This window comes from Paraburkholderia sp. UCT31 (genome assembly GCF_014397655.1).
In the GTDB taxonomy this organism is placed as follows: domain Bacteria; phylum Pseudomonadota; class Gammaproteobacteria; order Burkholderiales; family Burkholderiaceae; genus Paraburkholderia; species Paraburkholderia tuberum.
The window spans coordinates 11,109-23,460 of sequence record NZ_VZQP01000024.1; the positions used below are offsets into that span (position 1 = coordinate 11,109).

General features: G+C 55.8%; 8 protein-coding genes. 3 read left to right on the top strand and 5 right to left on the bottom strand.

Going from position 1 to position 12,352, the window contains the following annotated elements:
• Nucleotides 1-72: 72 nt before the first annotated feature.
• Together F6X40_RS20830 and F6X40_RS20835 are read right to left on the bottom strand one after the other, a co-directional pair.
• Entirely contained in the window at nt 73-2,124 is a 2,052-nt protein-coding gene (locus F6X40_RS20830) for a capsular polysaccharide biosynthesis protein (protein WP_187629047.1), read from the bottom strand.
• Nucleotides 2,125-3,273, bottom strand: a complete 1,149-nt coding sequence (locus tag F6X40_RS20835; RefSeq protein WP_187629048.1) for a glycosyltransferase family 4 protein — start codon at nt 3,271-3,273, stop codon at nt 2,125-2,127.
• Between the two features lie 147 nt (nt 3,274-3,420).
• Here F6X40_RS20835 and F6X40_RS20840 point away from each other — a divergent pair, with 147 nt between their 5' ends.
• Nucleotides 3,421-4,581, top strand: coding sequence for a polysaccharide biosynthesis/export family protein (locus F6X40_RS20840; RefSeq protein WP_187629049.1), 1,161 nt, complete (start codon nt 3,421-3,423; stop codon nt 4,579-4,581).
• A 189-nt stretch (nt 4,582-4,770) separates the two neighbouring features.
• Here F6X40_RS20840 and F6X40_RS20845 read toward each other — a convergent pair whose 3' ends face one another.
• Both F6X40_RS20845 and F6X40_RS20850 read right to left on the bottom strand, forming a co-directional pair.
• A complete protein-coding gene (locus F6X40_RS20845; RefSeq protein ID WP_187629050.1) occupies nt 4,771-5,748 on the bottom strand; it encodes an FkbM family methyltransferase in 978 nt (325 codons plus the stop codon).
• Between the two features lie 555 nt (nt 5,749-6,303).
• Nucleotides 6,304-7,095 carry an ABC transporter permease gene (locus F6X40_RS20850; protein ID WP_187629051.1) on the bottom strand — a complete coding sequence of 264 codons (792 nt, stop codon included), beginning with the start codon at nt 7,093-7,095 and terminating at the stop codon, nt 6,304-6,306.
• Nucleotides 7,096-7,580: 485 nt separating this feature from the next.
• On the opposite strand from F6X40_RS20850, the gene F6X40_RS20855 reads away from it, so the two are divergent.
• Nucleotides 7,581-8,747, top strand: a complete 1,167-nt coding sequence (locus F6X40_RS20855) for a polysaccharide biosynthesis/export family protein (protein WP_187629052.1) — start codon at nt 7,581-7,583, stop codon at nt 8,745-8,747.
• A gap of 98 nt (nt 8,748-8,845) precedes the next feature.
• A complete protein-coding gene (locus F6X40_RS20860) occupies nt 8,846-10,150 on the top strand; it encodes a glycosyltransferase (protein ID WP_187629053.1) in 1,305 nt (434 codons plus the stop codon).
• 90 nt (nt 10,151-10,240) lie between these two features.
• On the opposite strand, the gene F6X40_RS20865 is transcribed toward F6X40_RS20860, so the two are convergent.
• On the bottom strand, nt 10,241-12,304 hold the full coding sequence (locus F6X40_RS20865; RefSeq protein ID WP_187629054.1) for a hypothetical protein: 2,064 nt from the start codon (nt 12,302-12,304) through the stop codon (nt 10,241-10,243).
• Between the last annotated feature and the right edge of the window lie 48 nt (nt 12,305-12,352).

Here is a 12,352-nt window from a genome sequence, read left to right on the forward strand (position 1 = left end):
GAAAAAAGCCCCGCAAGATTTCGATCTTGCGGGGCTTTTGGTTTGTCTGGACGGTTTGTTTTTTTACCATGCTCATGGCGCGCGCTTTTGCTGAAGGCGCCATATGGCGTGGCGAATTGCATTGCGGCTCCAGCGAAAAGCTTTGAGAAGCGGCCGCATCCGGTTGCCGCGTACTTTTTCGAGCGGCCGTGCGGCTTGTGGTGCGAGTTGTTCGACCACGGCTTCCGGGGTCGTGAAGAGACGGGTTTTCCAATCGAAGTACAGTGGGTAGCGCAGCAGCACGCCCGCGCACAGCATGTCGAGCGTCAATGTGCGATGACGCCACGGCAGCGGCGCGAGCGCGTCGTGGGTGAGTCCCCAGCCCGCGTAGAACGGCAGCCCGTAGGTGAACACCGCTTTGCCGCGCAACAACGCGTCGAAGCCCGCAAGCGACGAGAGCGTGTGAACTTCGTCCGCCGCATCGACGAGCGACAGCAGGTCCGCTTCGGTATCGACGACGTCGGCGAGTTGCTGCGCGTCGATCAGACCATGGCGATTGCCTGATAGCACGTCGGGATGCGGTTTATAGACGACGAATGCGTCGGGACGCAGGCGGCGGACTTCGCGCAGCAGCGCATCGGCGGTGCCGATTGCGCGCGTGCCGAGGCGGATAGATGCATCGTCGGCGACCTGGCCGGGGACCAGCACAATTTGCTTGCCTGACGTTGCGGTCCATGCAGGGCGCCGGCGGCCGAGGTTGTACTTAGTGACGCCGAGTTGCACGACCTTGTTGCGAAGTGCCGCGGCGCGCGCCAACTCGGTGTCGCTGAACTCGGTCTCGTTGAGCAGCACGCTCAGATCGCTCGGCTGACTCGCATCGAAGTACAGTCCGCGGCGATCGATCACCTGACTGCGCGGCGCGATCATGTCGGAGCCGAGACCTGTCGAGTGGAAGAAGCCGTCTTCGATCCGGACGCGACGAATTTCCGGCGCGAGGTTGTCTGCGCTGCGCGCGCCCCACAGTACCGCGCACTCGTGGATTTGCACCGATTGCGGTTCGGCGGTCCAGCGTAATGCCGGATTGCCCGCGGTGATGTATGGCGTCGCGAACGGGCGCTTCCACCATTGGAAACGCAGTGCTGCTACGTCCTGCAAATCGGCGAAGCGTTGCTGGACCGCGTGTTGCAGCTCGATGCTGTCGAGCAGATCGTCGAGCGTGCCGGGAGCATGCGTGGTCGGGTTCAGATAGCGCGTCGAGCGGACGAACACTACGTCGAACAAGGTGGCTAGCGTGGGACGCGCAGTTCGGTTCGGCAAGGGCTGATCGTCATGCGTCAGGCCCCAGCCCGCGTAATACGGTGCGCCGAATACGTGGACGCGCGCGCCGGCCAACAGAGCATGCACGCCTTCCGACGCGCCGAGCGTGTAGACGTGATCGACGTGAGGCAGCGCGGCGCACAGGGATTCGTGGTCGGCGATACGCCGGATGTCGGCGGGCAACATCGGTTCCGATGAAGCGGAGAGCCAGCGGCCTCGTGCTGGATCGGTCGATCGAGCGATCCAGAATTCGGCTTGTGGATGCGCGCTCATCGCCGCTTGCACCATTCGCGCAAAAGCTTTGGACGAATGGCGCGTTGCGCTCGCGCTCGATCCTTTCGATCGCACGCGTTCGTCGATGAGCAGTACGCGTTCCTTGCTTCGTGGCTCAAGTAGCGCTACCGGGCAGGAGGATTGCGAGTCACGTATTGCCGATGCGTGACTGCGCGCGAACCGCTGCATCAACCGTTGCGATTCGGAGGCCGTCTGGGCGCTGCGATCCTGCTCGATTGCGGCCGCGAGTGCTTTGTTCAGCGCGGCGGCGAATGTCTCCGCGCGGGCATCGGCAAGCGGCATCGAAAACCACGACAATAGCGGGGTGCCCGATGGTCCATGGGACCAGACCGGTCCAGGCCACGCGGCGTTGATTTGCTTGCGGAGTAAACCTGCGACGCGTAATGCAATGCGCCCTTGCCAACGGTCGATCCATACATGCTCGACGCTCCGTTGACGGAGTCCGCTCCACAGACGAAAGCCGCGCGTGAGACTGCGCAGATCGATTGCGAGGTTCGCGGATGCCTGTTCGTTGGCGATGACGCGTTGCTTCATTTAGCGCAGCGTTTCCAGAAAGGCGTCGACGCGTTCGAAATGCTCCGCCCACGTCGGCTCGCGGAATCGTCCCATGCGGCTTAGCTGCGCATCGCGCTCGGGGCTATTCGGCTGCGCGTAGGCCTGAATGCGCGCGAGCCAGCCGGGGCCGTCGAGTGGATCCAGATAGTCGGGAATGTCGTCGGCGATTTCCTGGAAGACGGCGAGACCGCTAGCGAGTACCGGTACTTTTAGCGCGAGTGCTTCGGCGAGTGGCATGCCGTAGCCTTCGACGAACGAAGGGAACAGCAGCGCCTGGCAGTGTTGCAGATAGGCGTGCAGTTTTTCGTCGGAGCAGTGGGGTTCTTCTATTACGACGCCTTTTAGCGGTTCGCAGCGCTCCAACATGTCGATGACGTTTTCGCATTCCCAGCCGCGGCGGCCGATTACGACGAGCTTGGGTGCTGCGGTGCCGAGTTGTTCGACGAGGCGGCGCCAGGCTTGCAGGATTAACCAGTGGTTTTTGCGCGGTTCGATCGTGCCTAGCATCACGAAGTATGGTGTGACGATGGGGCGCGGCGCGAGTGGGCGTGGGGTTACGCCGGAGGCGAGGCGGGCGACGACGGTTGGTGGAAGCGGAAGGTTCGCGCGTTCGGCTTCGGCGGCGAGGGAGTCGAGCGTGGCTTGCGAATTCATGATGAGGCCGCTTGCGTGCTCCAACGCCGTGTGCATGCGATTGCGATGCGTGGCGTCGACGCCGGGGCGGCAGTATTCGGCGTGAGTCAACGGGATCAAGTCGTGGACCATGAATACGGGGCGAATTTGACGTCGTGTCACCGCACTGTAATAACGACCGAATTCCATTCCGTTGTGACTGGTGTGCAACAGCACGCCATTAAGTCTTGTTTCTCGCAAGCAATTAAGGCAAGCGCGTGCGACCAAAGTGCGGATGGCGTTTCTATTGCGGATCGATGAGAGAAGCATCGCAAACGTTTGCTGCGAATCTCTCTCGGACAGAACTGTGGCAAAACCGCGCTCGCTAAGGATTGCGCGCGCTCGAGCGCCGTATTTTTCAATGTATTGGAGCCCGACGCGATCTACGCCAGTGGGCAAAAGCCCGTCGTAAAGACGCGTAAGGAGGCGCGTGACGTCCAGGTGGATGGTTGACACGAGATTGCAGTACGGTTGTAAGCTGGCGCGCAGACTATTTTAGTGTTTCGAGTGTGGATTTTTTTCACAGCACGCCATTCTACCCGAGTGCGTGAGACAATTCGCGCCGAAGTTCTACTTACCAACTCTTGCTAAGTGCTGTAATCAATGTCTCGTCGTCTTGTTTTTGCCGTGATCGCCTTTGGGGCGATCTCGCTTGGCGGTTGCTCGGCTATTCCGACTTCCGGGCCCAGCAGATCGCAGATTAGCAGGGCTGGGGGGGCGGCCAGCCCGGAGGGTATCCAGATTGTCGATGTGACGGATGACGTAGCGCGCAGGCTTTTTGCGGAGCGCAGCATCGGTGATTTTTCGACCACGTTAGGCAATAGCACTTCATACCAGCAGCAGCTCGGTGTTGGCGATACGATCGAAGTGTCGATCTGGGAAGCGCCGCCAGCGACGTTGTTCGGCGCTGGGCAAATCGACGCGAAGGGCGGCACGAGCAATGCGCGTGTAACCGTTTTGCCGGATCAGACGATCGATGGCGACGGCAGGATCAATGTGCCCTTTGCGGGGGAATTGAAAGCGGTTGGCCGCACGCCAACTGAGCTGCAGCGTGACATTGCTGCGCGGCTGAAGAATATTGCTCATGATCCGCAAGTGCTGGTGAAGCTTTCGCGGAACGCAACGTCTTATGTGACGATGGTGGGTGATGTGGCGAGTAGCAACCGGATGCCGCTGAGCGCGCGTGGTGAGCGCGTGCTGGATGCCCTGGCAGGTGCGGGTGGGGTAAAGCAACCGGTCGACAAGATCACGATTCAGGTGACGCGTGGCGACACAGTGGCCTCGTTGCCACTTGAGACGGTGATTCGCGATCCGCATCAGAATGTACCGTTGCACGCTGGTGACGTGGTGACTGCACTGTTTCAGCCGTTCAGCTTCATGTCGCTTGGAGCGACCGGGAAAAGTCAGGAAATCAATTTTGAGGCGCAGGGGATTACGCTTGCGCAGGCTTTGGCGCGATCCGGTGGTCTGGAAGATTCGCGATCTGACGCGCAGGGTGTGTTCATTTTCCGGTTCGAGAGTGCGAAGGCATTGCCGTGGCCAAATACGCCGGTACACACGACGGCGGACGGCAAGGTGCCAGTCGTCTATCGGGTGAATCTGCGCGATCCGAATTCGTTTTTCGTGGCGCAGAACTTCATGATGGACGACAAGGATCTGCTGTATGTGTCGAATGCCCCGATCGCCGAGGTGCAGAAGTTCCTGAACGTGGTCTTCTCGGTGGCGTATCCGGTCATTACAGGCGTTCAGACATTTAAGAAATGATGGTCGGGGTGGAAATAGTAGCGGCCGAGTGAATTTTTTTAATTGCCCGGCCGCAAATGACAATTCAAAGGAATCCGATAGAGAGAACTAGAGGATATGACGTTTGCGTACTCGGAACCATTACGCATCACGGTGATGAGTGGTTGGAGGCGCACCCTTTCAGGGCGCCTCAGCGTTCGAGTCGTCTGCCTACTTTATGCGAAGTAATTCGCTCAAGTGCGTCTTAACCAAATGGGGCTGAGCGACTAGAAAATAGTTCTCCGAGAACGGGCGAGTGGCAAGGAAGGGGCGAATATCAGCAATGGCAAACTCTTCAATCGTGCCATCATCGTGGACCGCATATGCGGCCCGGCCGTTCCCGCCACAAAGTGGAATGAGGTCTTCAATCTGATGCGTGCCTTCCCATCGCCGCATATTCAATTCGATCATAGTCGCGCAGTCTTCCGAATTGGCTAAAGTCTGGGTCGCACCCTTTAAGATTTTTGTTTCGTAGCCTTCGGCGTCCAGCTTGATCAAATCAATCTTTCTTGACATCGGTATCAAATTGTCCAGCACTTTGATTTCGACGTCGACAGAGTAATCGGCATCCTGTTCGCCAAGTAAATTGGCAGATGCCATATTGCTGTTTGAGCGGGTTAATGTTGCGGTCGCCTCCACGTCGCCGAGAGCGTAGTTGAAGATGCGACAGTGACCTGTCAAATTATTGATTTTGATGTTCTCGAGGCAAACGGCGTTTACCTCTGGATTGGGATCGAATGCAAACAGCGAACCGCTGGGTGTAATTTTCGTGCCCAGCTTGACTGTGTAGTACCCCATGTTGGCGCCTATATCCAACACGTTCATACCCGGTTGGGCGTAGGCCATCAAAACACGATCAACATTGGGCTCCCAATGGCCTCCCATGATTATCCAGGGAGTAATATTTCGGTCCATCGTGTTGACGAAAAAAGGCTGACCCGTATTTAAATGAGTAAGCCCCCATCCATCATTGAGTGGATAATATGGCCGACTGCTGCGATGGCCATAGGTTTCAAAGTGATTTGAAGAAACATGCAGATTTTTATCAAGATATGCCAGTGCGACATTCAGGGCTTCTTCAATTTTAGAAACTTTCTGCGCCAGCTCCTGCAAATCAATATCATAATCGTTTATATCGCTGCCTCGCATTTGCCCTTCCTCTTTATTGCCCGGATGGAAAATTTAATTGTTATGTTGCTGATGCGGATAAAAATCACGCAATCTCCAAATTTACCATAGCATGGTCGCGTGGCAACTTGGTGAAAATGCTACACGGGAGTCTACTGACCCGGGAGCGCATTCGGTACTCTGCATTATTGGTCCAGCGTGATGCGAGCACGGGCGTGGTGACGGCGACGAAGTGCAGGCCCGCCAAGGTGTCGGAAAGGCGCTCGTAGCCGAGTGCGTACCGCTGAAGCGGTTAAGCCAGCCGAAGCTGCATTCGACCATCCAGCGACGAGACAACGGCACAAAGCTTTTCTTAGCCTCGCGCAGTTTAACGACCCGCACTCAATGCATTCTATACGTGCGGCCTGCGTAGTCGCGGGCATCGGCGGTCATGGTGAAAACTTCGCCGGGTCGTTTAAAGGAAGCACCTAAGATGACGCACTATTGAGCGACATGCACGTGCTGTCGAACGTTGGCAAAAAGCGCGGCGTAAAAGAGTTACGCCGCCGGCAATTTACGCTTGCTCGACGAGTCGAACTACTGCGGTTCCACGCGCATGCTGGCGTCTCGAACCAGTGCCAGGCCAACGAGCAAAAGCATCAGACTAGTTGTCACCATGTAGCCAATGTCATAGTGTGCCTTGACGAGCGGTCCAAAGTAACCGCTGCGTACCATTTCAACGCCATGAACCATTGGAAGCAAGAGAACCAGTTTTTGCGCGAAAGGAGGGAGCCATTCGACCATGAACAGCGCCCCTGACAACGGAAACATAAGATAAGTGATGGTGTGCCAGACGCGATCGACTGTTTCGCTTCTCTCGCTCAATGAGCCGACGGTGAAGCCAAGGCCCAGTCCAAGAACTGCCAGGTATACCCAACCGAAAATGATTAACGTGATGTTGTGCGGGGGTTTCATTATCCCGATGAAAACAAACAGCACCGTTAGCATGATGAAAGACATCGTCGCGCCAGCCACTTCGAGGAGTACTCTGGCCAGGAACAGGTCAATGACGCGGACATTGCGGTGATAAAGCAGGCTGTGGTTGGGCTCGATCGCAAGCGCGCAACGATTGGCGCAATTTCGCCAGAGTAGAACCGTGGAGTACCCGGTTACGGCGAATTCAACGATCGGCAGGTTCGAGCCGTGAGTGGCCTTCGTTGCGACCCACAGTCCCGTTACACCCAGCGTAAACAACATTGGTTCGAAGAAGATCCAAAGAAAGCCAATATTGTGGCGTCCATAGCGCGTCAATATTTCGCGCATTAACAGCGCGTAGACCACGCGGCACTGAATGTGAAACGCCCGAAGTGCGGTCTTATCCCTATTCATGTTTTATCTCTCTCGCCGGTCAACGCGACGAAATGGTAGTAGCCGATTGCGACCGCTGCCGGGCAGGTTGCCGTTGGAGCGAGGGTCTATCGATGTTCTGTGTCGAGGGCATCTCGCACGTGGTCTGCGTTGTCGCGGTGCCGTCAGATGTGTTTTCCAACATATTTCCAAGCTGATTGGCCTCATTGTGTTTGCTGCCGCAATGAAGCACAAATGTCAATGATGTTCGCGCCAATCCGCTCGCGAACCTTCAAATTATATGCGAGGCCGACGCGATCGACACAGGGGGCAGGAGTGCGTTGTAAAGGTGTGTGACCGTCTAGGAAAAGGGTTGGCACGGCAGTAGCGCGGCTTTTTTTAGCTGGCGCGTTGAATGTCGGGTTGCGCGCTGTGAATTTTTAAACACAGCATGCCATTCTACCCGACTGCATGAGACAATCTGCGCCGAAGTTGCACCCACTAACTCCTTTCAACTTTCGCAATAAATGCCGCGTTTGTCTCGTCGTCTTGTTTTTGCCGTGATCGCCTTTGGGGCGATCTCGCTTGGCGGTTGCTCGGCTATTCCGACTTCCGGGCCCAGCAGATCGCAGATTAGCAGGGCTGGGGGGGCGGCCAGCCCGGAGGGTATCCAGATTGTCGATGTGACGGATGACGTAGCGCGCAGGCTTTTTGCGGAGCGCAGCATCGGTGATTTTTCGACCACGTTAGGCAATAGCACTTCATACCAGCAGCAGCTCGGTGTTGGCGATACGATCGAAGTGTCGATCTGGGAAGCGCCGCCAGCGACGTTGTTCGGCGCTGGGCAAATCGACGCGAAGGGCGGCACGAGCAATGCGCGTGTAACCGTTTTGCCGGATCAGACGATCGATGGCGACGGCAGGATCAATGTGCCCTTTGCGGGGGAATTGAAAGCGGTTGGCCGCACGCCAACTGAGCTGCAGCGTGACATTGCTGCGCGGCTGAAGAATATTGCTCATGATCCGCAAGTGCTGGTGAAGCTTTCGCGGAACGCAACGTCTTATGTGACGATGGTGGGTGATGTGGCGAGTAGCAACCGGATGCCGCTGAGCGCGCGTGGTGAGCGCGTGCTGGATGCCCTGGCAGGTGCGGGTGGGGTAAAGCAACCGGTCGACAAGATCACGATTCAGGTGACGCGTGGCGACACAGTGGCCTCGTTGCCACTTGAGACGGTGATTCGCGATCCGCATCAGAATGTACCGTTGCACGCTGGTGACGTGGTGACTGCACTGTTTCAGCCGTTCAGCTTCATGTCGCTTGGAGCGACCGGGAAAAGTCAGGAAATCAATTTTGAGGCGCAGGGGATTACGCTTGCGCAGGCTTTGGCGCGATCCGGTGGTCTGGAAGATTCGCGATCTGACGCGCAGGGTGTGTTCATTTTCCGGTTCGAGAGTGCGAAGGCATTGCCGTGGCCAAATACGCCGGTACACACGACGGCGGACGGCAAGGTGCCAGTCGTCTATCGGGTGAATCTGCGCGATCCGAATTCGTTTTTCGTGGCGCAGAACTTCATGATGGACGACAAGGATCTGCTGTATGTGTCGAATGCCCCGATCGCCGAGGTGCAGAAGTTCCTGAACGTGGTCTTCTCGGTGGCGTATCCGGTCATTACAGGCGTTCAGACATTTAAATGAGTTAGGCACGAGCATTTGCGCGATAGGCGGGATCGCGTCCCGTTGTCGCGCAAATGAGGCGCCTTGCTACGGGGTTACTCAAACAAAGAAAGGATGAGATGAAGCGCGTTGTCGCAATCGATGGGCACAATCTCGCGCTGCAGCGCGGGACTGGCGTAGCCACTTATGCCAAGAACTTAGCTAATAACATCCAAGAAATTGGCTGGGATTCGTGGACCTTGTATGGCGGACCAATCTCGGGCCGCCAGTTGCCGCTTTTGCGCGAAATTTCTTTCTTTGACTACTTGGGCGGTACGACTCCTAAAATGGGTTGGGCATCTGATGCGTACGCCCAAGCTAAGGAGCTTTTTCGGGCACCTCTGGGATATACAGCGATCGATATCCCCACGACCGGTAGAGTTGAAGCGCGCCGGTTCTCAGGACGATTGCCAGATGAGTCGAGGATTTTCAACGTCGAAAATCTGTTTAACGTCTCGCGCCGTTATTTCCGAAAATACAATAAATTTCTGAAGGTTAGGTTTTCAGAGAAACCCGATATCATGCATTGGACCTATCCATTGCCAATCAAGGTGGTTGGGATTCCAAATATTTATACCATTCACGATCTCGTGCCCTTGCGTCTTCCGTACACGACGCTTGACAACAAACGGTACTATCATCGTCTGATTAAGGGTTGCATCGAAAACGGCGATCACATTTGTACCGTTTCCGAAAAATCCAAAGAAGACATTCTTCACCTGTTTGATTTGCCGGAATCAGGAATTACGAATACATATCAATCGGTAGAAACTGATCTGTTGACGGACTCCAAGAGCCAGCGTGACGCGGAGCAGGAAGTTTCCGGCATCTATGGACTTGCGCCGCAGAGTTACTTCCTGTTCTTTGGCGCGATTGAGCCCAAGAAGAACGTCGCTCGACTGGTCGAGGCATTTCTGTCTGCGAGGCTTGATGCCAAGCTTGTGATTGTCGGTTCTCTCGCCTGGAAATCAGACGAGGAGATGAAATTGTTGAACAGTATGCTCAAGCAGCGTTCGGGTTTGAACCAGCGGATTCAGGTCTTCGATTATGCTCCCCGTCCATTTCTGCTCAGTCTGATCCGTTCGGCGAAGGCGGTGGTATTTCCGTCCTTGTATGAGGGTTTTGGCTTGCCGGTTCTCGAAGCTATGCAACTGGGCGTGCCAACCCTTTGCTCAACCGAGGGATCATTGCCCGAAGTAGCCGGCAATGCGAGCCTGAACGTCGACCCATACGACGTCGCAGCGATTGCACGCGGTCTGCAAATACTTGATCAAGACTGCGAAGTCTGCCGGCAATTGGTTCTTGCCGGCACCGAAAGGGCGAAGATGTTCGACGCGGGCAACTATAAGACAAGATTGCGGAACATGTACGAGAAGGTAGTGTAAAGGCACGGCCGAACGCCGATGTTGCGTCACCAACCTGCGCAGCGGATGTTGCGCAGGCGTGTCTTCCGGTTTTAAAAGTCCCGCAATTTGCTACGATTTGTCCCAGCCCGGCTCTTTCGGCAATGCAAGCCGATCATTGTCAACGGCGATGTTACGGTAATGCAACGCCAGACGCCAGAGCGGGAGCGATGCAATCGATTGCCGATAAACCTTCGCCCATTCGATGTAAGCATATAACTCAGCGTCAAGACGATTTCGTTCTTCGGAACTTGCTGTCAGTTTTGTTAGAGCGTTGTCGCGCTCTAGCATAGTCTCTTCGAGCGAGTGGGCAAGTCGATCGAGGTCAGCCGCCAACGCGGCGTGCAGTTTTTCGTTTTCCGCTCCTTGATGTACCAATTCTCTCGCGACATCGTCTTTGTCTTTACATAACTTCTGATTGTGCGCGTGTAGATCGTTTCCTCGCTTGACCTCGGCGTTGAACATTTGCTGGAGTTGCTGCTGGTCTTCGCGCAAGGCTGCTTCGATTGCTCGCATTTTGTCGCACTCAGCGGTGGTTTCAGCGAGTTCCTCAGAAAGCGTTTCGGACTTCTTTGTAACTGCCAGTGCTTCAAGTCGGGCCCTATCGCGCTCCTCGGTCAAAATTGCAATTTGCTTCGTCAAATCGTCTCGGTCAGTAGCAGCGGCGCGCCATTCTTGCAGTAGCCCTTCCTTTTCGGAAACGTTTTCGGCAAATTTTGCTCGCACGGTATCAAGTTCGAAAATTAATTCGGCTAACTTCTGATTCACGCGATCCCGATCGGCGACCGCCGCTTTCCATTCCGATTCGAACACGTTGCGTTGGGCAGTCGCTTCGCCGAGTTGGCGTTCCAACTGTTCGCGCAAGCATCCTTGCGAGCTACGGTCTGTATTCCTGACGCATCCTCTGAATCTGAATAAGCCCGCGGCTTTCTCGAGCGTCCATTCAGTTGTGTCCGAAAACCATTCCATATGGTCCTCGGCCGTACTCACGGCCCTCATCAATTCGATGAGCGGATTGATGTTCTTATCGAGAACCTCATGAGACAGGGCGAGCCGATTAGTCAGAAAGCAAAGAATAGACGCGACTTGATCGTCGTTTAGCGTAGGCGCATCAGCAATTTTCGCGGGATCGCTCTCGCACCATTTGTTGTAAGGCGAACGTCCGGTGACAACAACGCGCTTTTGAAAGAGGAGCCCTGTCATCGCCGTAGTGGACGAAATGGTTACCATTCCATCTGCAACCAGCAGCATCGGCTCAGAAAGACCTCGCGACAACGTTTGCGGAAGAAAGCGCAGCCGAGGCGTCGCTGCAGCTAGGGCAGCCTCCATTTCTTCGGTCAGTTGCTGTCCGCCGTGGTAGGTGGGCACGCCGATCCAGCCCGGCGGAAGCGCCTCAGACCACGCATAAAGTAGGTTCTCGAGTTCTATTGGCTGATACGAACCCTCATATGTCACCGCATCAGTAGGCTGCGTCACGAGAAGGGCGACCCGATTCTCTCGCCGAAGTTCTTCCAGTGCTGCTGCAACCTGAACGCCTCGCGCGTCCGCGACGTTCGCAGTCTGCTTGATCGCAGATAGTAGACTCAAAGCCTGGCGACGAACCTGCGGTGTCAGGGGAAGCGAACTGATCCGGTCGGCTTGCGTTTCCAGCAATGACATTGTCTGATGTCCGCTTGGATCGAACGCTGTGCGCGTGGGATGACCGAGCCGTGGCAGAGGAGCCTGCTCGATGGAGAGGATAGGCAAACCTGCGAACGCGTGCCGTGCAAACGAGTTTTGCGAAGTCATCACGACGAGGGTCGGGCGAAACAATTCGCGAATCTCCGCGAGCCGGGTAAACAGTGGGTTGTTCCCCTCTGATTGACCATAAGCTGCTTTGGCGTAGTTTTTGCGTTCGTAATCGAATGCAGCTAGCGTTTCAAACGGATTGACTTCATAAAGCGTTATCGCATCAACCGTCTCCGGTCGGAGGGCCGTCCAGTTGGCGCAGGTCGACGTGTTGGCCGTTAAGGCAAAATGCCAGCCTTCTTGGGCGCAGGCGCATCTGAAGTAGTCGACCCACTGAAAATGGGCTGATATCAGTGATGGCGAGTTCCGGAAGATGACAGGCTCGAGAAAGAAAAGAACTCGCATCATTTCTCCTTTTTTTTTTTTGAAGGCATAGATAGATAAGCGTGCGTCGAC

Bases quoted from the DNA above. Each gene is read 5' to 3' on its own strand.
- F6X40_RS20855 (WP_187629052.1), top strand. From the start codon at position 7,581: ATGCCGCGTTTGTCTCGTCGTCTTGTTTTTGCCGTGATCGCCTTTGGG.
- F6X40_RS20830 (WP_187629047.1), bottom strand. From the start codon at position 2,124: ATGAAGCAACGCGTCATCGCCAACGAACAGGCATCCGCGAACCTCGCA.
- F6X40_RS20865 (WP_187629054.1), bottom strand. From the start codon at position 12,304: ATGATGCGAGTTCTTTTCTTTCTCGAGCCTGTCATCTTCCGGAACTCG.
- F6X40_RS20840 (WP_187629049.1), top strand. From the start codon at position 3,421: ATGTCTCGTCGTCTTGTTTTTGCCGTGATCGCCTTTGGGGCGATCTCG.
- F6X40_RS20850 (WP_187629051.1), bottom strand. From the start codon at position 7,095: ATGAATAGGGATAAGACCGCACTTCGGGCGTTTCACATTCAGTGCCGC.
- F6X40_RS20860 (WP_187629053.1), top strand. From the start codon at position 8,846: ATGAAGCGCGTTGTCGCAATCGATGGGCACAATCTCGCGCTGCAGCGC.
- F6X40_RS20845 (WP_187629050.1), bottom strand. From the start codon at position 5,748: ATGCGAGGCAGCGATATAAACGATTATGATATTGATTTGCAGGAGCTG.